The sequence below is a fragment of the Cupriavidus sp. GW823-FHT07A04 genome (assembly GCF_058794615.1).
On sequence record NZ_JBXAHA010000023.1, the window covers coordinates 53,540 to 78,794 of the forward strand.

Sequence of the window (25,255 nt, forward strand, 5' to 3'; positions counted from 1 at the left end):
CATCTGGAATTAGGCGCTACAGTTCCGCAACGCCAGTCGGCAGGCCAGTTCAGGTCGAGCATGTCGACGTCGAGTTGAGCCTGGCTACCCTGGCGTGTGGATTAAGCGACGCACGAGCATCGCGCCGGAACATCACGTTGTCCCGACTTCATGCCAGTGTGCAATGCAGCACATTTCGGAAGGAGGGAATGTGTCATGTCCTCACTCATTTTTCGACCCGCGCTTTACCTGGACTTTGATGGCGTCTGCCATCCCGCGGGAGTTTCAGTCAGCCTAACCGGCAAGCTTCCGCACGGCCCGGAACTGTTTGCATATGCGCCATTTCTGGTTGACTTGCTAGCGGCATATCCCACTGTTGAGATTGTGTTGACGACAAAGTGGTCCTGGGTGGTTGGCTGCAAACGGGCGGCCTCTTATCTGCCGCCTGAGTTAGGGGAGCGTGTGGTAGGAAGTGTCCACCCTCATAAATTTGGCCGACGAACTATTTTGCTGCCCCAACTGGAAGCCATTCTTCGCCATGTCAAGCTGACTGGCAGAAAGCAATGGCTCGTCGTTGACGATGACGCCGACATTCATCGCGCGGCGGAATTAGGTCCAGGGCATTTCGTCGCGTGCGATCCTCGGTTGGGGCTGTCCGATGTCTCGGTGCAGGAAAACCTTCGAGTTCGTCTGTTCGAGATGTGCGACCAAAACCGGCGGATGGAAGCATTGGTTGCAGAGAGAACTTCTCGTCGTGACTGCTAACAATAGCGGGAGAGGCGGCGATGCTTTAGGAACCAGAGTTCTAAAGGCGAATTTTTTTGTGCGAGCCTTTCTGTTTGGTTCCACGTTTGCGGCTTGCTCTCAACTGCGGTAAGTCTCAGGCTGGAGGCGCTCTTAGGGAAATACCGGATGCATTAATCCTCTATCGAACGAAGGCTGGCATGATAATCTGCTGGTCCGGTTCTATCGCCTATCATTCCTTCCAAGAAGATCTTGCTGCGCGCCGGTAGCGGCAGCGTGCGCCATTGGTAGGAAAGAGCAAGTGACAGCAAATGTAGTGCCTACGCATAGGAGACACTGATGCTGAGTCCGCATGAACTAGCGACCCTGATGCTGGTGAAGAATGCTATCGATCTAGTCGAACTCGATGCCGCCGATTTCAATGCCTTGCTCGAACGGGAACTCGCAACGCGCGAGCGAGTCTCACCGGTAGAAATTCGCGCTCCAATTACAATAAATGGCCATGTTTTTATCAAGGCTATGCAGCGGGACGGGCGTGGTGGTCATTAGCGCGAGCTTGCTGCCAGCAGAGCTCTTTGCCTTCAAAGGCGTCTTCGCGGCTGAAAACTGTCCCCATATTGGGTTCGGCTTGTTGTCTTGAATCTCCCCTGCGCTCTAGCTAGCCGTTCTTTCCAGTATTATCTTGCGGACAAAATCCGCTATCATTTGGTTTCATGCGAGCAATTCAGTCAGTACCTAAGGAAGTATTCCGGCGCTCCAGTCGGGGCACAAACTCGGAGCCGTTGGAGGCAGAACGTTTATTTGTGTCTGGCAGCAGAGAGTCTGCGGACAAGCAAGCGGCAATACTGTGGGTCCGAATGCAGATGGTCCGAAACAGCATTTCCTTCGACGACCTTGTGCGCGCTGGATGCTTTGAGGATGCCACCAAACCGCAGGCAGTGCGTTACCGGAGTGCGGATGGTCGTGTTTGGGACGGTCAGGGCGAACTGCCAGATTGGCTACAGAGGGCGGTGAATGCAGGGCAGACTGTCGAGCATTTCCGAGTGAAATAGGGTCCTCGGTATCAAGGTATTTGCGAACCGCATAATGTATCCAAAAAGTACCAAGGGTGAATTTCTCCGGTCGTATGTAGAGTATTTGTAACAAATTGTTATTGGCTGACGAAAACTCAACGGCTATAGGCCGAAAAATATAAAAGGATTTAGCTCCTCTGCTAAAAGAGTTCAAGTTTCGCTTCGCTTCACCCAACCCCTAGATTAGCTTTCGCCTTACGGAGATCCATTATTTTGGGGAGTGCGCCGCGCTACGCGCGGCGCCGCTGACGATGCGCGTAGCGCACCGTGTATTGCCACGCGGCTTCGCCGGTCGAAAGAGTTTCGCCAAGCAAAGGCGCGGACAAGGACACCGTCATCGCCGTCACCCGCGCGCTGCATATCCTCGAGGCGTTCTGCGCCGACGACTCGCCGCTGTCGCTGGCCGAACTCAGCCGCCGGGGTATGGGGAAGTCGACCGTGCTGCGCACTGCGCGCACGCACGCTCGCTCAATCCGAGTACTTCGTGTGGCGCGAAGACGGCGGTGAATGGCGGCTGGGCGCACGCTATCAATCCGCCTTCCGGGTCAGCGACACGGTCGAACCCATCCTTGAGGCGGGCCTCATTCGAGACCCGGGAGAGTGCCGCGTTCTATGTTCGGGAGGGGGATGCGCGCGCCTGCCTGGTGCGGACCGAGGGGCTAGGCGCGGTCAGGCATCACGTCCGCGTTGGTGAGCGGCTGCCGCTTACCGGGGCGCCCGGTCGTGTGCTTCTGACATTTGCCGGCGAGCCAGGCGAGCCCTATGAGTCGATCCGCAAGGACGGCTACTTCATTTCCATGGGAGAACGCGAGCCGGAGGTGTCGAGCGTCGCAGTGCCACTCTTCGGGATCAACTGGGTCCTCGCCGGCGCGCTTTGCACTTCCGGTCCCATCAGCCGACTGACGCGCGAAAGACTGGGCGAGCATGTCGAGCCGATGTGGAATGCGGGACGCGAGCTTTCGTACGCGATTTCCGGAATGCGCGCGCAGCCGCCCAGGCCGTCTACCTGGTACCCTCAACCATGTGGCTGGCAGGGCGGCTGCCCCCTCTGTTCTTGCGAGCCTTCCGGTTAAGCAGCTACGTATCGATAGAGCTTGTTAGTCCTTAGGTTGCAGCCGCAGCTTAAATCGCTCATGGGTGTAAATGTGCCAGTCAGGGCTCTCCATTCGCCCTATCAGGCGCAGATTGGCGGTATCGATGTAGTAGCGCTCGGCGTTCGGCAAGACTTCTATTACGATCGCTGGCGTCCAGGTTATGCCGCCATATGTGGATACTGGTAATCCAGTGGCGGCACGAAGGTCTCCTTGACGGTGCGGGGCGACACCCAGCGCAGCAGGTTAAGCGCTGAGCCTGCCTTGTCGTTGGTGCCGCTGCGGCGGGCGCCGCCGAAAGGCTGCTGCCCGACCACGGCGCCGGTCGGCTTGTCATTGATGTAGAAGTTGCCCGCCGCGAAGCGCAGCGCCCCAGAGGCCTGGACGATAGCGGCCCGTTCGCTTGCGAACACGGCGCCAGTCAGTGCATATGGACTGGTGCTGTCGATCAACTCGAGCACCTCGGTCCACTTGTGGTCGGGATAGACATAGACCGACAGCACCGGGCCGAAGAGCTCGGTTTCCATCAGTGTGTGGCGCGGGTCGGACACTTCGAGGATGGTTGGCTGGACAAAGTAACCGACGCTGTCGTCGGCCTTGCCGCCGGCGATCACCTTCACCGATGCATCGACGGCGGCGCGTTGCAGGTGCGTGTTGATGCGATCGAAGGCGCGGCGGTCGATTACCGCGCCCATGAAGTTGGAGAAGTCCGCGACATCGCCCATACGGATGGTATCGACCAAAGCCAACAGCCGGGCCTTGAGCGCCGGCCATAGGGATGCAGGAACATAGGCGCGCGACGCCGCGCTGCACTTCTGGCCCTGGTATTCGAAGGCGCCGCGCAGCAGCGCCACCGCCAGCGTTTCGACATCAGCGGAGCGGTGGGCCAGCACGAAGTCCTTGCCGCCGGTCTCGCCGACCAGGCGTGGATAGCTGCGATAGCGCGAAGTATTGCTGCCCACTTCCGCCCATAGCTTGTCGAACACGGCGGTGGAACCGGTGAAGGCGCTCTTGAAGAAGATCCTTTGACTGATCCAACCGCTTGGAGCCCGCACCTCATCGCAGACAAGCATGATAGGAAGCTCAATGGCCTGTCTGGCAACCTCGAGCCCGGCAAGCCGGGTACGGAAAGAGGTTGAGCAATGACATGCTCAATACCACGCACCACATTTGATACCCCACCGTGCACCACGACGGCGCCAGTGTTTGCAGACGCTGGTGCATGATCGTGCCTGTTTAGGTAATAACCCTTATTTAATCTCTATGCAATCGAATAGATTGCGATTCGCACATTGACGAATTATTCTCTGACTACCGACCCGCCTGTCGCGGGTGGATAGTCAACCGGGATGTTTATGATGAAATTGTTGCTGGATACCTTGTCCAATATCGTCGGAGCGACAGGGCTGCTTACCGGGAGCGACGATCTTGCAGGCTATGTCAGCGACTGGCGCGGCCGCTACACCGGTAAGGCGCTTTGTGTGGCGCTCCCGCGCAACGCCGAACAGGTTTCCGAACTCGTCAAGGCCTGTGTTGCCGCCGGCGTGGCGGTCCTGCCTCAAGGTGGCAATACCAGCCTGAGCGGTGGCGCAGTGCCGTATGGAGAAGGCGACTGTGTCATCGTCAATCTCTCGCGTATGCGCCGCATTGTGCGCATCGATCCAGCGGACAACTCGATGGAGGTGGAGGCCGGCTGCGTGCTCGCGGACATCCAGGCCGCCGCCATCGAGGCGGGCCGCTTCTTCCCGATCAGCCTGGGCGCGGAAGGTTCCTGTCAGATCGGCGGCAACATCGCCACCAATGCCGGCGGCACTGGCGTCCTGCGCTATGGCAACACCCGCGAGAACATACTCGGCTTGGAAGTCGTATTGCCGGACGGACGTGTCTGGCGCGGCCTGCGTACTCTGCGCAAGGACAATACTGGGTTTGACCTCAAGCAGATGTTCATTGGCGCCGAAGGCACGCTGGGTATCGTCACGGCGGCCACGCTGAAGCTGCACCCGTTGCCGAGCGCGCACGCAATGTCCTGGGTTGCGCCGGTCGACGTGGATGCGGCCCTGAACCTGCTGGGCATGTTCCAGGCCGCTTGCGGTGCACAGCTCTCGGCCTTCGAACTGATGAACGCCAACCAGTTGGACATCGTGCTGGAGCATGTGCCAGGGCAGCAGGCACCGCTCGCAGGCGCGCACCCCTGGCACCTGCTCGTGGAGCTCAGCGATACCTGCGATGACAAACGGTTGCAGGACACGCTCGAGGCCACCCTGGAAAAGGGCATGGAGCTCGGCCTGATCGCCGATGCGGCAGTCGCCGCCAACTCCGCGCAGCGTGAGGCGATGTGGAAGCTGCGGCATAGCGTGTCGGAGGGCAACAAGAAGGCCGGCATCGGCCTGACCCTGGATACCGCCGTGCCGGTGTCGATGGTGCCTGCTTTCATTGACCAGGCCACCCGCGCGATCGAAGACGGCTTCGATGCCCGTGTTGTGGTGGTAGGCCATCTCGGCGATGGCAATACTCATTTCATCCCGCTCTTCTGCTTTGACACCTGGCAGGCGCTGCCTGACCAGGCGAAAACCGCCGCCGCGGTGCGCCGCGCCGGGCACGACGTCGCGGCCGGATTGAACGGTACCTTCAGCGCGGAGCACGGCGTGGGCCGGACCTTGCTGGACGAAATGAGCCACTACAAGAGCGACATCGAACTCGACATGATGCGCGCGATCAAGCGCACCTTCGATCCGCAAGGCCTGTTCAACCCGGGCAAGCTGATTCCCTGAGTTCCCCCGGCGCAGAACGGTTTCCCTATTTTTTTCCTTTACGACCCCCGCCCCAGTAGGAGTACTGCCATGAGCAACGCCGACAAGCCGAGCAATCCTTCGCGCCGTGATGCCTTTAAGTTGCTGAGCGCCGGCACCGCCGCACTCGCCATGCCGGCGATCTGGGCATCCGCCAAGGCGGCCTCCCAGCGCATCGTGGTTCGCGACTCAGGCGGCGTGTTTGCCAAGGCGTACGGAGAGGTGTTCTACAAACCGTTCACCAAGGCAACCGGCATCCAGGTCGTCGGCGTTCCCTCCAACGCGGAGCCCACCGCCCAGATCCGAACCATGGTGGACGCCAAAAACTACAGCTGGGACATGGCATCCATCAGCCAGCCTGCGATCGAGGTCCTGACCAGCGATGGCAAGGAGTACCTGGAGAAACACGGGCTGGGCGCCGATCCGGTGGTGGCTGGCATCCCTGCGCAGTACATGTCGCCGTACGGTGTTGGCACCAACGTGTACACCACCGTTCTGGCCTACCGTACCGAGGCGTTCAAGGGTCGCAAGGCGCCTACGCAGTGGAAGGACATGTGGAACGTGCAGGACTTCCCCGGCCGCCGCTCGCTGCGCAAGCATCCCTTCGACACGATCGAGGAAGCACTGATGGCGGACGGTGTGGCGAATGCGTCGGTATATCCCTGCGACGTGGATCGCGCGCTGCGCAGCCTTGACAAGGTGAAGTCCAGCGTCGCAGTGTGGTGGAGCGGTGGCGCGCAGGTCGAGCAGATGCTCAAGTCCGGCGAAGTGGATATGGTCGCTACCTGGATCTCGCGCGCCCAGGCCGCGATGGATGCTGGCGCACCCGTCGGGATCTGCTGGGACCAGCACCTGTGGGGCGTCGACAGCTGGACCATCCTGAAGGGATCGCCCAACGCGGCCGCCTGCCGCGAGTTCATCAAATTCGCTTCGGACCCGAAGCGCCAGGCGCAGCTTACGCAATACCTGGCTGCTGGCGTCACCCATCCGGATGCATTCAAGTACATCGATGCCAAGCATGCCGTGACGCTGCCTACGTATCCCGACAACATTAGGCGTGGCGTGAAGATCGATGCCAAGTACTGGGTCAAGAACCAGGAACCCGTGCTCGAAAGATTCAATGCCTGGATCCTGAAGTGAAGCGCACGCATTGACCTCGGCAATATCAAGAAAAGGTGGGCGCGATGCCACAAGTGATACAGACAAAGACACAGAAACTGCAAACCAAGCAGCTATCCAAACGCTACGGCGATTTCATCGCGCTCGCGCCCACGGACCTCTCGGTCCCGGAAGGTGAATTCCTGACCCTGCTGGGCCCGTCGGGCTCCGGCAAGACCACGCTGCTGAGCCTGATTGCCGGCTTGTCGCAGCCGGATGGCGGCAGCATCCGCATCAACGGTGCCGACGTGACCTTTGGCGCGCCCTATGAGCGGGACATCGGCATGGTGTTCCAGAACTACGCGCTGTTCCCGCACATGACGATCGCGGAGAACATCGGATTTCCGCTGAAGATGCGCAAGATGCCGGCACGGCAGGCGGAGCAGGAGGTCAGCCGCGTGCTCGATCTCGTGCACCTGCCGCACGTGGCGCATCGCCTGCCCAAGGAACTCTCGGGCGGCCAGCAACAGCGGATCGCGCTGGCGCGCTGCATGGTCTACCGTCCTTCGATCATCCTGATGGACGAGCCGTTGGGCGCGCTCGACAAGAAGCTGCGGGACCAGATGCAGCTTGAGATCAAGCGCATCCACCGCGAGCTCGGCACCACCATCGTGTACGTGACGCACGACCAGGAAGAGGCAATGACGATGTCTGATCGCATCTGCCTGATGAATGGCGGCAAGATCGAGCAACTCGGCAGCCCGGCAGATCTTTACTTTCGTCCCCACACCACCTTCGTGGCGGATTTCCTTGGCGAGTCCAACCTGCTGCCGGCTACCGTCGATGCGGTGAACGGCAGCCTGCTGGACGTCAGCTTCGAGGGGCTGCCCTCACGCGGCAAGGTGCTGGCCAATGGCGCAGCCTTCCGCCCGGGAGAACGGGCCAAGGTGATGATCCGTCCGCAGAACCTGCATGTCGGCGGCACGCAGGGCGAGGCCAATACGTTGTCGGCGCGCCTGACGGATATCGTCGTGACGGGCGGCGTGACCAAGTCCTACCTGGTCTTGCCGGGAGAGCAGCCACTGGTGGTGGCTGAGCTGACCCGCGGCGGCCTTGGCCGCCACCTTCCCGGCGACACGCTCACCCTGAGCTGGCAGGCCGAAGATGCCGTTGCGATCCCGGAGTAAGCCATGGTCACTCAAGTCATGAGCGCGGCCGCGACGCCGGCTGCCAAGCGCCGGCCTACCTGGCACCGCGATTTCCTGCTCGGCGCGCCCACTATCCTGTTCCTGCTGGTCATGCTGGTGTTTCCGGTCGGGCAACTGATCTGGATGAGCGTGTCGGTGGACGGCCGTCTTTCCCTCGAGCTGTACGCGCGGCTGTTCCATTCGTCCGTCTATCTGGACGTGCTGTGGATCACCCTGAAGATTGCCGGCTGGACCACCTTGCTGGCAATCGTCGGCGCCTATCCGGTGGCTTACCTGACGTCGGCCGCGGGCGCCCGGGCGAAGAGCTCGCTGCTGTTCTGGATCCTGTTGCCGTTCTGGACCAGCTTCCTGGTCCGCATGTTCTCCTGGATCGTCCTGCTGGGCCGCAACGGCGTGCTCAACCAACTGCTGAAAGCCGCCGGCGTGACGGACGCGCCTGCCGACCTGCTCTACAACTTCGGGGCCGTGATGGTCGGGATGGTGCACGCCATGATGCCGCTGGCCATCCTGACGATGATCTCCGTGATGGAGAACATCGACCGGCGCCTGCCGCGCGCCGCGCTGACCCTGGGTGCGCGCCCTGGCACGGCGTTCTGGCTGATCTACTTTCCGCTGTCCATGCCCGGCGTGGCGGCAGCGGGCATCATGGTCTTCGTGACGTCGCTTGGCTTCTTCATCACGCCCGCCCTGCTGGGCGGCCGCCGCGAAACCATGATCACGCAGCTCATCATCGACCAGGTCCAGCAAACCATGAACTGGGGCTTTGCCGGTGCCATCTCGATGCTGCTGCTGGTCGCCGCGCTGATCGTGTTCTTCGTCTATGACAAGCTGGTTGGCTTGTCGACCCTGGCCGGCAGCGGCTCCGCGCCGGCGGGCCGCAGTTCTGGCACCCGCGGCCCGTTGCGGCGCGCCGGTTACCAGTTGCTGGGCGTGCTGGCCACGCTGTCGGACGGGCTGGGGCGTTTGCTGCCGCGCCGTGCCCGCACGGCGGCAAGTGTGGATGAGGGCGGCGGCAAGCTGCTGTGGGTGGTCGTGATCCTGATTCTCGCCTTCCTGACCTTGCCGGCGCTGCTGATGATCCCGATTTCGTTCACGGGCGGCAGCGGCCTTGACTGGCCGCCCCGCGGGTTCTCGCTGCAGTGGTACAGCGAGGTGTGGGAATCTCCCACCTGGATGCAAGCCACGGTGCGCTCGCTGATCGTCGGGGTGGGCACGGGATTCCTCGCCATGCTGATCGGCACGCCCACCGCGTTCCTGCTGGTGCGCTCGAACATCCGGTGGAAGGCTGCGCTGCTGGCCTTCATCCTGCTGCCCATCATCGTGCCCCGGATGATCACGGCGGTCGGCATCTTCTACTTCTTCTCCAAGCTCAACCTCGTTGGCTCCGCTGCTGGCCTGATCCTCGGCCATACCGTCGTGGCAATCCCCTATGTGGTGATGACCATGATGGCCGTGCTGAAGAACTACGACACCCGCCTGGACCAGGCTGCGCAGAGCCTCGGCGCGCGCCCCTGGCAGACGATGCGCTACGTCACGTTCCCGATCCTCGGGGCGGGCCTGCTGTCTTCGTTCCTGTTTGCCTTCGTGACGTCGTTCGATGAACTGACCATCGCGCTGTTCGTGACCGGCGGCCTGGATTCGACCTTGCCCAAGCAGTTCTGGGACGAAGTGATCCTGAGCGTGTCGCCCACGATCGCCGCGGTGTCGAGCCTGCTGTTCGTCTTCATTGCCGTGGTGATCATGGCAGCGGACTGGCTGCGCCGGCGCAGCGCGGACCGCTGAAGCCTCCATCCTTATTAAATCTTACTGAATAACCAGCCGCCAGTGCGGCACCTCTCCGACAAGACGATGATTGATTCCAAGCAAGTGCAAGGCATTTTTGCCGCCATTCCCACGCCTGTCCAGCACGACGGGTCCATCGATGAGGGCGCCACCCGGGCCCTGCTCGACTACCTGATCCGGCAAGGCGCGAACGGCGTGGTACCGCTAGGTGGAACGGGTGAATTCGGTTCGCTGTCGCAATTTGAGCGGGTACGGATGGCGGAAGTGACGGCCACCCATATTGCCGGCAGAATGCCGGTGATCGCGGGCGTGCTGACCCCGGGCCTGCGCGATGGGCTGGACGCTACCCGCGACTTCGCCGCCGCTGGCGTGGATGCGGTCATGGTCGTGACGCCGTACTACACGAATCCCACGCAGCAAGGCATCCGCGATTACTACATGCGGTTCGCCGACGAGTCGCCGCTGCCGGTCATGCTCTATGAGATTCCCTACCGTACCCGGATCGCCATCGATCCCACGGTCATCCACGAACTGTCGCGGCATGAACGGATCATCGGCATGAAGGACTGCAACCCGGACCTCTATCACTTTCTGAAGACGGTGGCGGGGATCGACGAGAGCTTCTCTCTGCTGAGCGGCGAAGACACCCTGTTCCCGTTGCACGTGTCCGCTGGTGCTCGCGGCGGGGTGCTGAGCACGGCTACCATGCTGCCGAAGACCTGGCGCCGCATCATGGATCTCGTGCGTGGCGGGAACCTGCAGGAAGCCCTGTTGATGCACCGCCAGTTGATGCCGTTTATCGATCTGGTGTTTGCTGAAACCAATCCGGGTCCGATGAAATCCGTGCTGCAAGCGATCGGGGTCGATGCGCCCGAGTTGCTGGAGCCGCTGTTGCCGGCCGCGGCGCAGACCAGCACGCGCTTGCGCGAACAGTTCGAGCGCCTGCTGAAGGCATACGAGTACGCTTAAAGCAGCGCGAAGGCGGCGGCCCAGCCGAGTGGCTCGGGCGCGTCGCCGCGCATAGAACGGATTACCGCCCGTATTCCGTGAATTTGGATTTGGAAACCGAGGTGGCGGCCACCTGCACGTACTTGGCAAGTTCGGCCTCGACCTTGTCGGGTGTCCAGCGGGAGGTCGGCACTGAGATATTGATAGCGGCAACGGGACGGCCGCGGTGATCGAGGATGGGCGCCGCCACGGAAATATCGCCCATCACCGTCTCGTTGGAGATGATCGCATAGCCCTTCTCCGCCGCATGCTGGATGCGTCGGCGCAGTTTCCCGAGATGAACCTCCGTGTACGGCGTAATGGCGACGCGCTCGACAGCGGTGAGGATCGCTTCGCACTCGTCCTCAGGCAGGCGCGACAGAATCGCGGTACCGGACGAGGTGCAGAACGCGGGCAAACGGCTGCCGACGGCAATATCCATATTGACCAGATGCCGGCTCAGGAAGCGTGCGACGAACACGATCTCGTGGCCGTCAAGCTCCTGCAGATTGGTGGTCTCGCCCACGGTGCGGTTGATGTCCTGCAGGTAAGGCAATGCCTTGTCTATCAGCTCGTTAGCGCGTACGTAATTGAAGGAGAACTGCAGCAGCTTCGGTGTGAGGCCATAGGTCTTGGTTTCCGCGATCCGGCGCAGGTAGCCTAGCGTTTCGAGCGTGTAGACGATGCGCTGCGTCGCGCTGCGGTCGAGTTGCGCGGCCTTTGCGATGTCAGCCAGCGTCATATGACGGATCGGACCATCGAACGCGTGCAGGACGCGGAAGGTCTTGGCCGTCGAGCCAACAAACAGCGCGGACTCGGTTGGATCCGGCTGTTTGGCTTCTTCCGCAAGCGGGTTTCCATTCCTCGTGGCGGCTTGCTTGCGGGCGCGATTTGATTTTGGTTCCACTGTCGATCCTGTCGTGTTACGTGCTCACGCGCGCGGCAGGGCAAATGCCATGGCACACGCAGTGGGGATTGTTATTCGCTTGCGTGATGCAAACGTGATTGGAGATGAAATGCTGAACAAGCTCAAGATAGTTTTCGTCGGTGGCGGTAATATGGCCAGTGCCATCATCGCCGGGGTGCTCGCCAACGGCGCTGACGCAAGGAATATCACTGTCGTCGATCCTGCCGACGGCATTCGGGAGCGCCTGGCCAGGGAGTACGGTCTCCATGCGCTGCCCGCCGCGGATCGGACGCTGAAAGATGCCGACGTCGTGGTCCTTGCCGTCAAGCCACAGGTCTTGCGCGATGTCTGTGAATCCTTACGCGAATGCCTTGGCGATTCGCTGGTGTTCAGCGTGGCAGCCGGTATCAGGCTGGAGGTGCTGGCAAGCTGGCTTGGCGGCTGCCCGCGCCTGGTGCGCGCGATGCCCAACACCCCGGCGCTCATCGGCCAGGGGATCACCGGGATGGCATCGGCCGAGACGCTGTCGTCAGCTGACCGGAAGATCGCGGATACCATTGCCGGTGCTGTCGGAGAGGTGACATGGGTGGAGCGTGAAGAACAGTTGGACGCCATCACCGCACTGTCCGGCAGTGGTCCGGCCTATGTCTTCTACTTTATCGAGGCCATGGAGCAGGCTGCGGAGAAACTGGGGCTGCCCGCCTGGCAGGGCGCCCAGCTCGCGCGCCAGACCTTTCTCGGCGCCTCGGCGCTGGCGCGGGGCAGCAGCGAGGCCGTCACTACGCTGCGCCAGAGGGTGACCTCGCCCGGCGGCACCACGGCCGCGGGAATTGACGCCATGGATAACAACAACCTGAAGGCGGCGTTCGTCGAAGCGATCCAGGCCGCAGCGCGCCGCAGCGTTGAACTGGGGGAGCTTGCCAACTAGCCCGGCGCCATCCCCCGGTCCATGCTGGCCAGTAGCACTGGATCCGGCTTGCGCGGTGCCATGGCTGCCAAGCGCCGATTCGCGGGACCGTCCTGCAAGGGGCGGCAGTGGATGGATGCCCATAAGTTACGCAGCCTGGATGCCAGTTGGAGCAGATGTCTCGAACTTCAGCAATTGAGCCGCCTTAGCTACACAGCGCCGCAACAAATAATTTTCAATTATTATAATTATATAGCAATTAATTGAAACCCAAGGAACCCATCTTTGGTACATGGAGTCCATCGAGCCGTCGCGGTAGCCGAGTTCCAGACATCTGAGGCAAACTTGCGTCGCCTCAGATACTTGGGATGCGTCATCCGACGGGGCGGTCTGGCCATCCAAACGTGCCGACGCGAAGGCCGAGCATGGGGGTTCCGACCTACCGCCGAGATGAAGGATCTACGCTGATTGCAAACGAGATGGCCGAGACTCTGTGCGAACTGCGGGAGAGTTCGCGGTTGGTGTAGAGGGAGGCCATGAAAAAAAACCTAGGATGTTCTTTGCCATGGTCACGACACGTCGCCGCTATCCTATCCATGGAAACTGCCGCCGAGCGAGATCGCCGAGTTCGTGGTTTAAGAGTGCAACGCGCACTTGCGCGACGCTGTATGCTCCCACGCGACTCCAGCGCATGTGTTGGATCGTGCACATTCGACGGCCGACGATCCGATTGATCGACGATTCGACGAAGCCGGTTGAGATTCGCTGGCCCACGCGCTGCCATGTGCGGTAGTTGATCAGCGACTCAAGATTATTTTCGACGTAAGTGAGGACATTCATGAGCCTGTAGCGCGCATACTTGGCTTAATGGCTCGAGCTTGGATCACGCTTCTCGCGCAGCTCAAGCAGCCGATACAGCCGGTCACCGAGCTTCTGCCAGTGCGCCGTTTCTCCGGTCCAGACGAGGCTGCGGAAGCGGACGAACAGATCCCAAAGCTCAAAAGGAGTTCTGTTGGCCGTGAGCCGCCCATATGCAAGAGGCGCGATCGCTTGATCGACGTACCGCAACATTCGCCCGATGTGCGCCCAGTCGAGCACCCGTTCGCTGTCGAATGGAAGGTCAGCCGCAACGCCGACGAGATCCAGTGCTCCATCGGTCAGCACGCAGACTTCGTTCGGATCGCCGTAGCCGCTGTCCTTCAAGAATCTCGTCATCTCTACCTGCAGTCGCTTGGTTCGCGGCATGGCCGAAGCCCACGCCAGGACAGCGGCTCCGACGATCCGAATGCCCCGGATCTCACATTGCTATGGAAACGTCAAAGGTGCGACGCTCGCAAGCGGAAGCGTATTCAGGAGGGCAGGATTGAGCAGAAGCTTTGTCTTTCGTACCCCAGCCCCCATGACAACGTACGGCCGCTCCATTACTGCCGCATCGATCAGGATAGCCATGTCGGTTGGCAAGCCGAACGCAGTAATTCCTCCAAACTCCATCCCCGTCATCTCCACCGCTACTTCTTGTTTCGCAAAGGATAGCCGCTTCGCGCCAAGATAATTCTTGACGGCACCATTGACGTCTAAGCGTCTTGATCCAAGTGTTACGATCGCAGCGTGGCATTCGGAGCCATCTTTTTTATAACGCAATACAATTGTATTCGCACAATCCTCAAGGCTGAACCCATAACGGGTGCTGAATTGAATAGTGTCGGAATCGTCGTCGGATACACCGAATACGACAATGTCCAGATCTTGTACCTGTGAGGTAATACGGGAAGGCAAGTGATCGCTGTAGTGACCCTTTGGAATAACGTTAAATTGGAAAAGGTGTGCAAAATCAGATGGGAGCATGGGAAGTAACCTGTTCGCTTAGGGAAGGTTTGTTGCCGAGGAGGCCCTTGGAAGGGTGCTTCGGCAAGGCCACGTCTTTGTCCGTGGCATGTGGCCAGGTCCATTGCTTCGCCAACCGCCGACTTGCATGGCTGGCCGGCGATTCCAGACATGGGCAGGCAAACCAGGACCCCATGCGATGAGGTCCCGGTGAGTTAGGGATAGGTCTAGTCCAGCAAGACCCTGCGAAGCACGTCCAGATAGATGGCCACTATGCGGTCGTCTATGTTGCCGCGCCTGTCTATCGCCTTCTGCAGGCGCAAGCCATAGAAAGTACGCTGGGCCATCAGCATGAGGGCAATGGCTTCAATCTCAGTCTCGTCCAACTTTCGAAGCTCCCCACTCTCCGCGGCTTTGGCCAAGACCTTGCGGTAGCCCCGTGTGATCGCTTGGAAGTACGCCTCGAACGCAGCGGGGCAGAAGATCTCGGCTTCGTTCAGCACTTTGAGAAAGAACGGGTGGCGACGAAGAAACCGGAACCACGCACGGAACGCCGCCTCTTCGCGTGCGAAGAAATCTGCATCCGCCGGTAGCGAGGCGCGGACCGAGTCACGAAGCTGTTGTCCGTACCCGACAACCAACTCGGTGAACAAGGCATCCGTGCTCTCAAAGTAGTTATAGAACGTGCCGAGTGCGATGCCCGCGTGTTCAGTGATGCGGGTGAGGGTAGCGGCTGAAAAGCCACTTTCGGCAATGATGACGGCAGCCGCCTCCATCAAGGCGTCGCGTGTCCGTTCACGGTTCTGCTCGCGCTTGGATGGTGTGGGGGCGCCATTGGGAGCGGCTTTCGGTTCTGGCTTGGGCATCGCCGGAGTGTATGCCGTCTCGGTGCGCAGAGGCAAGCGTTCACAAAAAAATGAAAATACTTTCATTTTTTGTTGACATCCCGATGGCTGCGAGCGAGTATCTGGGCGACGGGGATGTCCGTTGCTTTCGTCGAGTTCGTCGATGACAGCGGATGGACCAATGCCCGGAGGTTGGCCGCATAACAACTACGGAGACAAAACCATGAGAAAAATGGTGCTATTCGGCTTGGCACTCACCACTGCGCTTTGCGTGCTGACGTCCTCTGCTCGCGCCCAGGGAGAGCCAGGAATCACTGACAAGACGATCAAGATCGGCATGTTTTCGCCGATGTCCGGCCCTGCCATGACCTACGGCTTCGACGTCATCAATGCCGCACGGATGTGGTACGACAAGATAAACAAGGAGGGCGGAATCCATGGGCGCAAGATCCAGGTCGTCCTGGAGGATGACCGTTGCAACGCCAACGACCTGGTAGCCGCGGTCAAGAAGCTCACTGAGCAAGACGATGTGTTCATGCTCAACGGCGGCTCATGCTCCGTCGCCGTCATGGGGGCGCGAGAATACATCGAACGCGCGAAGATCCCGCTCCTTATGCTCAATGCATCGGGCGACGGCGCGCTGTACCCGCCGTCCCCATATATCTACGGGGCGTTCTCGATCTCGCAACATGCCGTGGGCGGCTCCATGGTTCAGTTTGCGTTCGAGCACCTGAAGGCGAGGAAGATCGGTTACATCAGCAACGACGACGCGTACGGCGAGTGGAACGTGGAAGCTGCCAGGGCGCAAGCAAAGACCCTCCCCGGAGTCAATTTGGAGTTCCAGTCGGTCAGCCCCAATATCACCGACGTGACGGCCCCACTGCTCAAAGTAAAGGCTGCGAATCCCGATGTCCTGCTGCTCACCGCCTATGCGCGGCCGGTCGGGCTGATCGTTAAGCGCGCCTTCGAGCTGGGCTTCAACAAGCCGATCGTGCTAGCGATCAACTCGACGGCGGACCTCAACCAGCTCGTGGAGAACGTAGGCAACAAAGACGCCTTCAGGAATGTGTACATCCAGGAAGTGCTGGCCGACGTGCCGGGTGGGCCAAAGCTTCAATGGGTGTACCAGATGTACAAGGCCGCCTATCCGGAACTCGCCTCCAAGCCTGGCCATCCGCAGCCGTATATGCCCCAGGGGCTGGCGTCGGCGATGACCTTGGTCAATGCACTGAAGGCGGCGGGCCCGCAGCCCACGCGGAAAAAGGTGCTCGACGCGCTCTCCACACTCAAGTTCGATTCAGGTGTCATGGCGGGGCCAATCGAATTCAGTGCGCTGGACCATGCGGCGCAGGAGTCTGCCATCTATATCAAGTTCGATGGTTCCACCATGACGCGCGTCCCTGGCAGCTTCAAGAGCACCTGGACGTACCGACCCTGACAAGAAACGCCGGCAGCGCCTTCCCGCGGCGCGCCGGGATGGAGGATTCTTCATGAGCCTTTCCGATATCTGGCTGTTCGTCCAGCAAGGCGTGCTCTCCGGCATCATCACCGGCAGCGTCTACGCGTTGCTAGCCGTGGCGATCGTGATCGTATTCAAGACTACCGACGTGCCCAACTTCGCCCAGGGCGAGATCTTCATGGCCGGCGCCTACCTTGCGCTGCTGATGCTGGGGATGTGGCAATTGCCCTATTGGCTGGCCGCACTGCTGGCGATTGGGCTGACGGCGCTCGTTGCCGCATCGTTCCAGTGCGTGGTGATGCAGCGGGTAGCCACCGCCCGCGGTGCCAGCGTACAGATGCTGATCGCCACGCTGGGTTTCGCCTATCTGCTCAAGGGCCTCGTGCGCAAGACGGGATTGGGCGATACGCCGCGTACCCTGCCGTCGCCGGTGCCGCAGGATCCGGTCATGATCGGTCAGGCCTCGATCACAACGTTGGACCTGGCGATCCTCATCACCGCGTTGGCCGTGATGCTGCTGTTGTGGTTCATGCTTACCCGTACACGCAACGGTCAGGCCATGCGCGCCGTGGGTATGAACGCACTGGGCGCTCAGATCGTGGGGATACATTTGTCGAACATCCGCATGAGGGTGTGGGCACTGACGGGCGCCATCTCAGCCGTCTCCGCGCTGCTGATCGCGCCCAAGATCCTGGTCACGCCTGATATCGGGCACATCGCAATCCTGGCCTACGCGGCTGCGATAGTTGGCGGTATCACTAGTTTGCCTGGCGCGGTGATAGGCGGCTTTCTTGTCGGTATTGTCGAGAACCTGGTGGGCCTCTTCATCTCCACCAATGCCATCGTGGTCGCGCCATTCGTGACCATTATGATCGTACTCCTCGCCCGGCCCCAAGGCTTGTTCGGCGGAAGGCTTCGGGTGAAGAAAGTATGAACCACGCCGCTTCCTCCAAGCTCGACCGTGCGCTGCTTGCACTGATGGCGATGGTGCTGGCCGCGCTGCCGTTCGTGGCCACCGGCTATGTGGTCTACCTTGCCAATCTGTTGATGGTGTTCGTGGTACTGGCCCTGGGCATGCACCTCCTGATCGGCGAGTCAGGACAGTTTGCACTAGCGCATGCGGCATTCTTCGGCACGGGCATCTACACGGCGGGAATCGTCAACGCGCACTACAGCCCCCCGTTCGTGCTGTCGATCGTGGCGGGGGCAGCCGTCGCGGCGGCGCTCGGTTGGGTGATTGGCTTGCTGGCATTGCGCATGCGCGACATTTACCTGGCGCTTGCTACCTTCGCATTCGGTGAGGCGATGCAGTGGATCTTGCTGAACTGGGAATCCGTGACCCACGGAGCCAACGGCCTGCGCTTGCGCCCGGCCGTGATCGGCGGCATGCAACTGACATCGGACGTACAGGCTTATCCGTTCGTCAGCGCAATCGCTGCGCTGATGCTCTGGCTAACGGTTGCCATAGGGCGGTCGCGTCTTGGCTTTGGCTTGCGCGCGGTCCGGGAGAGTGAAATGGCCGCTATTGCGATGGGGGTGGACGCGCGCTCGGTAAAAGTCACGGCCTTCGTCTTGTCGGCAGCCTTCGCCGGCGTTGCGGGCGGCATGTACACATTGTTCACCTCGTTCATCCATCCGGAGAGCCTGGGCTTCCAGTCCACGATCCTCGTGCTCACCATGGTGGTGGTGGGCGGGATTGGCTCGGTGCGCGGTGCGGTGGTGGGCGCCATCATATTTGCGCTCGTGTCCGAGCTCTTGCGCCAGACGCCGTCGTACCAGGAGATCGTCTACGGATGCATCCTGATGATGTTCATGATGTTCCTGCCAAAGGGCCTCGCCTCCGTGCTTTCCGTGCAGCAATCTGGAGCGAAATCATGATTCAAAGCCAAATGCCTTTTCTCGCCGTGGATGAAATCTCGGTGGAATTCGGTGGATTGAAAGCCGTCAACAAGATGTCGTTCGAGGTGGAAAAAGGGTGCATCCATGCGCTGATCGGACCGAATGGGGCGGGGAAGTCGACGACCTTCAATTGCATCTCCCGCTTCTACTCGCCCTCCAGTGGAAGCGTGAGGTTTCAGGGACGCGAGCTGAAGGACGTCGCGCCGCACCGAATGGCATCCCTCGGGATAGCACGTACTTTCCAGAATCTGGAGTTGTTCGGCGGCCTGTCTGTACTGGACAACGTGCTGATGGGCACCCACGCTTGTGCTACCGCGTCGTGGGGGCGAATGCTTCGTCGCGTGGATCCCGCGAGCATCGAGTACGCCGAACACCTGCTTGAGCGGGTTGGCTTGACCAGCGAGCGGCATCATCTCGCACGCGACCTGGACTTCGGTCATCAGAAACTCCTGGAGCTTGCCCGCGCACTGGCGATCCGGCCGACGCTGCTTCTGTTGGACGAGCCGGCAGCAGGGCTGCGCAACCGCGAGATCGAAAGCCTGGACCGCTTGCTCAAAGAGCTTTCCACGCGAGATGGCATCACGGTGCTACTCGTGGAGCACGTGATGCAATTGGTGATGTCGATCTCGGACCGGATTACCGTGATGGCATTCGGCGAGAAGATCGCGGAGGGCACGCCGGAGGAGGTGAGTAGCGACCCGTGCGTGATCGAGGCCTACCTTGGCCAGGAGGTGGCTTATGCCTGAGGTTGTGCTCGAGTTGGAGGCCATCAGCGCCGCCTATGGAGCGATCCAGGCGCTTTCCGGTTTGTCGATGCAAGTAGGCGCCGGGCAGATCGTTGCGCTGCTGGGTAGCAACGGGGCTGGAAAGACCACAACGCTGAATGTCGTGTCGGCCATTGTGCCTCGCTCCGAGGGGCAAGTGCGGATGGCCGGCGAGCGCATAGACCGGCTTCGTTCCGACGAACTCGTGCGCCTTGGCATCGTTCAGGTTCCAGAAGGCCGCCAGGTCTTTCGCGAGATGAGCGTGCGCGGGAACCTGGAGCTGGGCGCTTACCTGCGGCGGGACCGCGCAGGCATCCGTAGCGACCTGGATGCCGTCTATGCCATGTTCCCACGCCTTGCGGAGCGCCAGCAGCAGGCGGCGGCGACGCTATCGGGCGGCGAGCAGCAGATGCTGGCCATCGGCCGCGCCGTGATGGCCCGGCCGACGCTGATGCTGTTCGACGAGCCATCCATGGGCTTGTCGCCCCTGATGGTGCAGCAGATGTTCCAGATCATCGAGCGGTTAAATCGGGAACGGGGCATCACCATCTTGCTCGTCGAGCAAAACGTGAAATTGGCGCTAAGTATTTCCAGCTACGGTTACATCATCGAGAACGGCGAGATATCCCTACACGGCCCCGCGGCAAAGCTAGCTGCCGACGAGGCCGTGCGCCGAGCGTATCTGGGAATCTAGGAATCTAGGAATCTAAGAATCTAAGACGTTCTTCGTTTCCCGGTCGGACCATTATCGCCGTCGGCTGCTGGCAGCGCGTCACGCTGCCGATCCGACGCGGTTCCGCTCGACCTGAACATAGAAAAATCAGCGAGGAGACTTAAATGCATACGATATGCAGATCAGACTGCGGCGCGTTCTTCAACTTCAGCAGTGGCCTTGCAGTTGGGGAGAGCCGTCGAGGTGAGCGCCAATGATGCCGGAAGCTGAAGATCGCATTCCCGGGCCGGATGCGTGTGTTCTTCCCTATATTCTGGCCCGGGCCGCTGAAGAGCGGCCACATGAAATGCTGGCGGTGTTCGAAGGAGGAGAGGGCTGGACCTGCTCGGAGGCGGCTGCACGCGCCAGAAGCGTAGGGGCGGGATTGCGCGCTGCCGGGGTGCGCCGGGGGGAAAGCGTCCTCGTATGGATGCCAAATGGTGCGCTCGCTCTCGCCGCATGGTTTGGGATCAACATGCTGGGGGCGGTCTTCGTGGGAATCAACACGGCATATCGGGGATCCCTTTTGCGCCATGTCATCGAGAACGCTGAGGCCAGGGTGATTCTATGCCATCCGGAGCTGGCCCCGCTGCTGCTCGATTGTGGGCCGATCCCCCAACTGACAATGGTAATTACCGATGTCGAGCAGCTCGCGAACGGACAGCTATTCGGGGAGCGGGGCGTGGCGCTACGCTCGCTTCAGGAACTTGAATGTGAACCGGCCCCTGACCTGCCCGTGGAAGGGCTTCAACCCTGGGACATCCAGTCCATCTGCTATACCTCGGGGACAACAGGCCCGTCCAAGGGCGTGCTCTCCAGCTATCTGCATCTATTCACCATGGGCGTGGAATGCACCGACGGGACGGATCGTGGGGACCGATGGTTGATCAACCTACCGCTGTTCCACGTTGGCGGAACCCTCTTTGTCACGGGGGCGCTCGCTCGTAGTGGCTCGCTCGCGATGCTTCGCCAGTTCCGTACCGACAGCTTCTTCGCGTCATGCCTGTCCCTGGGGGCAACCGCCGGCTGCCTGTTGGGCTCGATGGCGACCTTCCTGTTGCGTCAGCCGCATTCGCCGAACGATCGCCGTCACGGGTTGCGCCGGGTCCTGGTTCTGCCACTTAGCGAGGATGCCAGGCTGCTCCGTGATCGCTTCGGGTTCACTGTCTACACCGTGTTCAACATGAGCGAAATATCCTGCCCGATTCGTTCGGACGACAACCCGGAGCGGCGCGGCTCTTGCGGACGGTTGCGGCAGGGCGTCCAGGCTCGGCTTGTCGACGAAAACGACCGCGAGGTACCTGATGGTGAAGTCGGCCAGTTAATGCTGAGGGCGGATCAACCCTGGACGATGTCGCACGGTTATCACAGGATGCCGGAGGCTACCGCGCAGGCATGGCGCAACGGCTGGTTTCACACCGGAGACGCGTTTCGGCGCGATGCGGAAGGCAACTACTTCTTCGTCGACCGGGTCAAGGACGCGATTCGCCGGCGTGGCGAGAACATTTCCTCCTTCGAGGTCGAAGCCGAGTTGCTTGCCTTCCCGGACATGCTCGAGGCCGCAGTGGTGGGTGTTCCAAGCGAACACGGAGAGGAGGAGGTGCTTGCCATCCTGGTCCCGAAGCCCGGCGTGCAGATCTCCAACGAAGCATTACTTTCCTTCCTCCATGGACGATTGCCGCACTTCATGGTTCCCCGCTACTTCCGTCACGTCGACAGTCTGCCCAAGACGCCAACCGGCAAGATCGAAAAGCATGTACTCCGTGCGGCAGCAATTACCAGCGACACCTGGGATCGCGAGATGCAGGGCGTTCGCATTACCCGACCCAGGCTCTCATGAAACTACACAACATGCACGCAGCGCGAATGAATAACGCACGCTTTCAAAAGATTCTCATCGCCAACCGAGGCGAAGTCGCGATCCGTATTGCACGTGCTGCGAGCGAGATGGAGATCGCCTCCGTGGCCGTCTATCCTGCAGACGACGCGGACGCATTGCATGTAGTGCGTTCGGACAGTGCTTTCCAGATACCGGGGTTTGGTGCGACGGCTTACCTGGACGTGGAGGAAATTGTCCGTGCCGCCCTCGCTACGCAGTGCGATGCGCTGCACCCGGGATATGGTTTCCTTTCCGAAAGCGCCGCACTGGCAAGGGCCTGCCGGGCTGCCGGCATTACGTTCATCGGGCCCAATCCGGAAGCGCTGGACCTGTTCGGCGACAAGGGTGCAGCGCGACGCCTGGCTCGTCAGGAGGGCATCGCGCTCGCCCGAGGCACCGAGCAGGCAACCACCCTTGAGGAAGCAAGGGAGTTCCTGGACTCCCTGGGACGTGGCGGTTCGCTCATGGTCAAGGCTGTCGCCGGCGGTGGCGGCCGAGGCATGCGTGTTGTACGGAATGATGCCGAGCTGGACGAGACGTTCACGCGAGCAAGCTCCGAGGCGAAAGCGGCCTTCGGCTCCGACGCCGTCTATGTCGAGGAGTTTATTGCCTCGGCCCGTCACATCGAGATTCAGGTGGTCGCGGATATGGCTGGCAACGTCAGTCATCTTTTTGAGCGCGAGTGCAGTCTCCAACGCCGCTACCAGAAGGTCGTGGAGATCGCACCCGCGCCCTGTCTGGACAGCGCAACTCGCGATAGGGTGGCGGCCGCCGCGATTGCCTTGGCCCGGGCGGCCGGCCTCCACACGTTGTGCACCTTTGAGTTTCTACTGGACGGCCGCGCCGGCATGGAAGACCGCTTCGTCTTCATGGAGGCGAATCCGCGCCTTCAGGTGGAGCATACGGTCACGGAGGAGATGACTGGCATCGACCTCGTCAAGACACAGATCGGGCTTGCCGCCGGGGCTAGCCTGGCGGAGCTGGGTCTGCTGCAGACCGAGATCCGGCTCGGTGAGGGCTTTGCCGTTCAGCTGCGCATCAATACGGAGCGTGTGAGCCGCGACGGTGGCGCGGTGCCGACAGGCGGGCGCCTGAGTGCGTTCGAGGTGCCTAGCGGCCGGGGCGTACGGATCGAAACCCTCGGCTACACCGGGTATCAGACGAGCGCCCTCTATGATTCGCTGTTGGCAAAGCTGATCGTCCACACGCCTTCCGGGGGCTTCGAGCGCGCATTGGCCCGCACCTATCGTGCCGCTTGCGAGTTTCGCATCGAGGGCGTGGAAACTAATCTGCCTTTCCTTCAAACGCTGATTTGCGATGAACGGATACGCTGTGCCGCGTTCGACACCGGCTTCATCGAGCACAATGCCCGGGAGCTTCTGGAGCGCAACGTCTCGCACCCGAAGCTGTTCACGCGCGCGGGAGAGGCCGTTTCCGCTGGCGCTATTCCTGAGGCGCATGAACACCCCCCCGGTACGCACGTGGTCGGCTCCCCGTTGACCGGAAGACTAATCGCCTACATGGTCGATGAAGGCGATCTGGTTCGCGCAGATTCCGCGGTGGCCGTCGTGGAGGCAATGAAGATGGAACACTTGGTGCAAGCCGGTATCGGCGGCAGAGTGTCGCAGTTGAATGCCAACGTTGGCGACACGGTGCAGCTCGATATGTCATTGCTCTACATCGAACCTGGAGAGCATCTGGTGCACGATGCAGCGCAAGGAGAGGCGTTGGATCCAACGGCGGTTCGTCCCGATCTTCGCGAGGTGCTTGAGCGTCACGAGCAGCTCGGCAACGAACGCCGACCTGATGCCGTGTCCGCACGCCGCCGTACGGGCCAGCGGACGGCGCGTGAAAACATCGACGACCTGTGCGATGCGGGAAGCTTCATCGAGTACGGCGCGCTGGCGCTTGCCGCTCAGCGGCGGCGCCGCTCGGAGCAGGAACTTCGGGACATCAGTCCGGCGGACGGATTGATTGCCGGAATCGGTACCATCAACGCTCCTGACTCTGACGAGGAGGGAACACGCTGCGCGGTTCTTGCCTACGACTATACGGTCTTTGCTGGAACACAAGGCTTCATGGGCCACAAGAAAACGGATCGGTTACTCCATCTGTGCGACCAGTGGAACCTGCCGCTCGTGATCTTCGCTGAAGGGGGCGGCGGCCGTCCTGGCGAGACGGACTACATGGGAGTGGCCGGCCTGGACATGCCGTCGTTCAAGCTGCTGGCCAGCCTGAGCGGCAAAGCGCCATCGGTGGCCATCGTATCTGGCCGCTGCTTCGCGGGAAACGCGGCTTTCGCCGGCTGCTGCGACCTCATCATCGGTACCAGGAACGCCAGTATCGGCATGGGCGGGCCAGCGATGATCGAGGGCGGTGGTCTTGGCCGCTTCACGCCGGAAGAAGTGGGGCCGGCGCAGGTCCAGACTGCGAACGGGGTCATCGATATCCTGGTCGAGGACGAGGCCGAAGCTGTCGCAACGGCGAAACGCTATTTGTCGTTCTTCCGGGAGCCGGCGGGGGCGTGGTCTTGCAGCGACCAGCGATTACTGAGGGCAGTGGTGCCGGAGAACCGGGCGCGTGCCTACGATGTGCGTCAGGCGATCGAAATCCTCTGCGACGAGGATTCGGTTCTCGAATTGCGGCCGGGCTACGGCAAGGGCATTGTCACAGCCCTGGTCCGTATTGAAGGGCGAGCATTCGGACTGTTTGCCAATAATCCTAAGCATCTTGGCGGTGCGATCGATGCCGAGGCGGCTGACAAGGCGGCGCGCTTTATCGAGCTTTGCGAGGCCTACGCGCTACCCCTCATTTCTCTGTGTGATACACCAGGCTTCATGGTTGGCCCGGAGGCGGAAAAGACGGCGCTGGTACGCCGCGTCTCCAGGATGTTCGTTGGGGCGGCGAATATCACAGTGCCGCTACTGACGTTAGTCTTGCGCAAGGGCTACGGATTGGGTGCGCAGGCGATGGCCGGGGGGAGTACCCAGGCGCCATTTTTCACCATTGCATGGCCTACCGGCGAGTTCGGTGGGATGGGAATCGAGGGCGCCGTCAACCTCGCTTACCGCAAGGAACTGGCTGCGATCGAAGACGACGGCGACAGGCGAGCGACATTCGAACGTCACGTCGCCGAACTCTATGAGAAGGGCAAGGCTACGAATATGGCTTCCTTCCTGGAGATAGATGGCGTAATCGATCCGGCAGAGTCACGTCACTGGATCGTCCAAGCGCTGAAGGGCCTCCCGCTTCCCCGCAAGGACGCTGAAAAGCGGCGTCCCTTTGTCACACCTCGCTGAGAAAAACAC

Annotated in this window: 19 protein-coding genes and 3 pseudogenes; 17 read left to right on the forward strand and 5 right to left on the reverse strand. The window is 61.0% G+C overall.

Annotation, left to right across the window (positions count from 1 at the left end):
- Nucleotides 1–195 precede the first annotated feature (195 nt).
- The 4 genes and pseudogenes from AC1Q7Q_RS32745 (at nt 196) to AC1Q7Q_RS32760 (ending at nt 2,869) form a co-directional block, all read left to right on the forward strand.
- Nucleotides 196–744, forward strand: a complete 549-nt coding sequence (locus tag AC1Q7Q_RS32745) for an HAD domain-containing protein (RefSeq protein ID WP_492372569.1) — start codon at nt 196–198, stop codon at nt 742–744.
- Between the two features lie 318 nt (nt 745–1,062).
- A complete protein-coding gene (locus AC1Q7Q_RS32750) occupies nt 1,063–1,272 on the forward strand; it encodes a hypothetical protein (RefSeq protein ID WP_492372570.1) in 210 nt (69 codons plus the stop codon).
- 314 nt (nt 1,273–1,586) lie between these two features.
- A complete protein-coding gene (locus AC1Q7Q_RS32755; RefSeq protein WP_492372571.1) occupies nt 1,587–1,775 on the forward strand; it encodes an H-NS family nucleoid-associated regulatory protein in 189 nt (62 codons plus the stop codon).
- 357 nt (nt 1,776–2,132) lie between these two features.
- Nucleotides 2,133–2,869, forward strand: a pseudogene (locus AC1Q7Q_RS32760) (IclR family transcriptional regulator).
- A gap of 179 nt (nt 2,870–3,048) precedes the next feature.
- On the opposite strand, the pseudogene AC1Q7Q_RS32765 reads toward AC1Q7Q_RS32760, so the two are convergent.
- A pseudogene (locus AC1Q7Q_RS32765) lies at nt 3,049–3,891 on the reverse strand (aldehyde dehydrogenase family protein); the annotation flags it as partial.
- A gap of 354 nt (nt 3,892–4,245) precedes the next feature.
- On the opposite strand from AC1Q7Q_RS32765, the gene AC1Q7Q_RS32770 reads away from it, so the two are divergent.
- From AC1Q7Q_RS32770 to dapA, 5 genes are all read left to right on the forward strand, one after another.
- A complete protein-coding gene (locus AC1Q7Q_RS32770; protein ID WP_492372618.1) occupies nt 4,246–5,658 on the forward strand; it encodes an FAD-binding oxidoreductase in 1,413 nt (470 codons plus the stop codon).
- A gap of 69 nt (nt 5,659–5,727) precedes the next feature.
- A complete protein-coding gene (locus AC1Q7Q_RS32775) occupies nt 5,728–6,816 on the forward strand; it encodes an ABC transporter substrate-binding protein (protein WP_492372572.1) in 1,089 nt (362 codons plus the stop codon).
- Nucleotides 6,817–6,860: 44 nt separating this feature from the next.
- A complete protein-coding gene (locus tag AC1Q7Q_RS32780) occupies nt 6,861–7,961 on the forward strand; it encodes an ABC transporter ATP-binding protein (RefSeq protein ID WP_492372573.1) in 1,101 nt (366 codons plus the stop codon).
- A gap of 18 nt (nt 7,962–7,979) precedes the next feature.
- On the forward strand, nt 7,980–9,764 hold the full coding sequence (locus AC1Q7Q_RS32785; protein WP_492372619.1) for an ABC transporter permease subunit: 1,785 nt from the start codon (nt 7,980–7,982) through the stop codon (nt 9,762–9,764).
- 66 nt (nt 9,765–9,830) lie between these two features.
- Nucleotides 9,831–10,733, forward strand: coding sequence for a 4-hydroxy-tetrahydrodipicolinate synthase (gene dapA, locus AC1Q7Q_RS32790; protein ID WP_492372574.1), 903 nt, complete (start codon nt 9,831–9,833; stop codon nt 10,731–10,733).
- 61 nt (nt 10,734–10,794) lie between these two features.
- Here the strand turns inward: dapA and AC1Q7Q_RS32795 are convergent, their stop codons facing one another.
- The gene (locus AC1Q7Q_RS32795) at nt 10,795–11,559 is read right to left on the reverse strand and encodes an IclR family transcriptional regulator (RefSeq protein WP_492372620.1); all 765 of its coding nucleotides are present in this window, start codon (nt 11,557–11,559) and stop codon (nt 10,795–10,797) included.
- 208 nt (nt 11,560–11,767) lie between these two features.
- Here AC1Q7Q_RS32795 and proC point away from each other — a divergent pair, with 208 nt between their 5' ends.
- The gene (gene proC, locus AC1Q7Q_RS32800) at nt 11,768–12,586 is read left to right on the forward strand and encodes a pyrroline-5-carboxylate reductase (protein WP_492372575.1); all 819 of its coding nucleotides are present in this window, start codon (nt 11,768–11,770) and stop codon (nt 12,584–12,586) included.
- 564 nt (nt 12,587–13,150) lie between these two features.
- Here the strand turns inward: proC and AC1Q7Q_RS32805 are convergent.
- The 3 genes and pseudogenes from AC1Q7Q_RS32805 to AC1Q7Q_RS32815 all read right to left on the reverse strand — a co-directional run.
- Nucleotides 13,151–13,822: pseudogene (locus tag AC1Q7Q_RS32805) on the reverse strand (ISKra4-like element ISBusp5 family transposase); the annotation flags it as partial.
- A 48-nt stretch (nt 13,823–13,870) separates the two neighbouring features.
- Nucleotides 13,871–14,410 (reverse strand): YbaK/EbsC family protein, encoded by a 540-nt coding sequence (locus AC1Q7Q_RS32810; protein ID WP_492372576.1) that lies wholly within the window; start codon nt 14,408–14,410, stop codon nt 13,871–13,873.
- 206 nt (nt 14,411–14,616) lie between these two features.
- Entirely contained in the window at nt 14,617–15,321 is a 705-nt protein-coding gene (locus AC1Q7Q_RS32815; protein ID WP_492372577.1) for a TetR/AcrR family transcriptional regulator, read from the reverse strand.
- Between the two features lie 136 nt (nt 15,322–15,457).
- Between AC1Q7Q_RS32815 and AC1Q7Q_RS32820 the strand changes: the two genes are divergently transcribed.
- The 7 genes from AC1Q7Q_RS32820 to AC1Q7Q_RS32850 all read left to right on the forward strand — a co-directional run bounded on the left by AC1Q7Q_RS32820 (nt 15,458) and on the right by AC1Q7Q_RS32850 (nt 25,246).
- Nucleotides 15,458–16,672, forward strand: a complete 1,215-nt coding sequence (locus AC1Q7Q_RS32820; protein ID WP_492372578.1) for an ABC transporter substrate-binding protein — start codon at nt 15,458–15,460, stop codon at nt 16,670–16,672.
- 52 nt (nt 16,673–16,724) lie between these two features.
- Nucleotides 16,725–17,627 (forward strand): branched-chain amino acid ABC transporter permease, encoded by a 903-nt coding sequence (locus AC1Q7Q_RS32825; RefSeq protein ID WP_492372579.1) that lies wholly within the window; start codon nt 16,725–16,727, stop codon nt 17,625–17,627.
- A gap of 44 nt (nt 17,628–17,671) precedes the next feature.
- Entirely contained in the window at nt 17,672–18,571 is a 900-nt protein-coding gene (locus AC1Q7Q_RS32830) for a branched-chain amino acid ABC transporter permease (RefSeq protein ID WP_492372580.1), read from the forward strand.
- Nucleotides 18,568–19,338 (forward strand): ABC transporter ATP-binding protein, encoded by a 771-nt coding sequence (locus AC1Q7Q_RS32835; protein WP_492372581.1) that lies wholly within the window; start codon nt 18,568–18,570, stop codon nt 19,336–19,338. The genes AC1Q7Q_RS32830 and AC1Q7Q_RS32835 overlap by 4 nt, the downstream gene beginning before the upstream one ends.
- Nucleotides 19,331–20,050, forward strand: coding sequence for an ABC transporter ATP-binding protein (locus AC1Q7Q_RS32840; RefSeq protein WP_492372582.1), 720 nt, complete (start codon nt 19,331–19,333; stop codon nt 20,048–20,050). Before AC1Q7Q_RS32835 ends, AC1Q7Q_RS32840 begins: the two co-directional genes overlap by 8 nt.
- Nucleotides 20,051–20,282: 232 nt before the next feature.
- On the forward strand, nt 20,283–21,908 hold the full coding sequence (locus AC1Q7Q_RS32845) for an AMP-binding protein (protein ID WP_492372583.1): 1,626 nt from the start codon (nt 20,283–20,285) through the stop codon (nt 21,906–21,908).
- Nucleotides 21,905–25,246: an acetyl-CoA carboxylase family protein gene (locus tag AC1Q7Q_RS32850; RefSeq protein ID WP_492372584.1), complete on the forward strand. Its 3,342-nt coding sequence runs from the start codon at nt 21,905–21,907 to the stop codon at nt 25,244–25,246. The genes AC1Q7Q_RS32845 and AC1Q7Q_RS32850 overlap by 4 nt, the downstream gene beginning before the upstream one ends.
- The last annotated feature ends 9 nt before the right edge of the window (nt 25,247–25,255 follow it).

Coding starts and splice junctions, on each gene's coding strand:
- AC1Q7Q_RS32745 (WP_492372569.1), top strand. CDS start 196: ATGTCCTCACTCATTTTTCGACCCGCGCTTTACCTGGACTTTGATGGC.
- AC1Q7Q_RS32750 (WP_492372570.1), top strand. CDS start 1,063: ATGCTGAGTCCGCATGAACTAGCGACCCTGATGCTGGTGAAGAATGCT.
- AC1Q7Q_RS32755 (WP_492372571.1), top strand. CDS start 1,587: ATGGTCCGAAACAGCATTTCCTTCGACGACCTTGTGCGCGCTGGATGC.
- AC1Q7Q_RS32770 (WP_492372618.1), top strand. CDS start 4,246: ATGAAATTGTTGCTGGATACCTTGTCCAATATCGTCGGAGCGACAGGG.
- AC1Q7Q_RS32775 (WP_492372572.1), top strand. CDS start 5,728: ATGAGCAACGCCGACAAGCCGAGCAATCCTTCGCGCCGTGATGCCTTT.
- AC1Q7Q_RS32780 (WP_492372573.1), top strand. CDS start 6,861: ATGCCACAAGTGATACAGACAAAGACACAGAAACTGCAAACCAAGCAG.
- AC1Q7Q_RS32785 (WP_492372619.1), top strand. CDS start 7,980: ATGAGCGCGGCCGCGACGCCGGCTGCCAAGCGCCGGCCTACCTGGCAC.
- dapA (WP_492372574.1), top strand. CDS start 9,831: ATGATTGATTCCAAGCAAGTGCAAGGCATTTTTGCCGCCATTCCCACG.
- proC (WP_492372575.1), top strand. CDS start 11,768: ATGCTGAACAAGCTCAAGATAGTTTTCGTCGGTGGCGGTAATATGGCC.
- AC1Q7Q_RS32810 (WP_492372576.1), bottom strand. CDS start 14,410: ATGCTCCCATCTGATTTTGCACACCTTTTCCAATTTAACGTTATTCCA.
- AC1Q7Q_RS32815 (WP_492372577.1), bottom strand. CDS start 15,321: ATGAAAGTATTTTCATTTTTTTGTGAACGCTTGCCTCTGCGCACCGAG.
- AC1Q7Q_RS32820 (WP_492372578.1), top strand. CDS start 15,458: ATGAGAAAAATGGTGCTATTCGGCTTGGCACTCACCACTGCGCTTTGC.
- AC1Q7Q_RS32825 (WP_492372579.1), top strand. CDS start 16,725: ATGAGCCTTTCCGATATCTGGCTGTTCGTCCAGCAAGGCGTGCTCTCC.
- AC1Q7Q_RS32830 (WP_492372580.1), top strand. CDS start 17,672: ATGGCGATGGTGCTGGCCGCGCTGCCGTTCGTGGCCACCGGCTATGTG.
- AC1Q7Q_RS32835 (WP_492372581.1), top strand. CDS start 18,568: ATGATTCAAAGCCAAATGCCTTTTCTCGCCGTGGATGAAATCTCGGTG.
- AC1Q7Q_RS32840 (WP_492372582.1), top strand. CDS start 19,331: ATGCCTGAGGTTGTGCTCGAGTTGGAGGCCATCAGCGCCGCCTATGGA.
- AC1Q7Q_RS32845 (WP_492372583.1), top strand. CDS start 20,283: ATGATGCCGGAAGCTGAAGATCGCATTCCCGGGCCGGATGCGTGTGTT.
- AC1Q7Q_RS32850 (WP_492372584.1), top strand. CDS start 21,905: ATGAAACTACACAACATGCACGCAGCGCGAATGAATAACGCACGCTTT.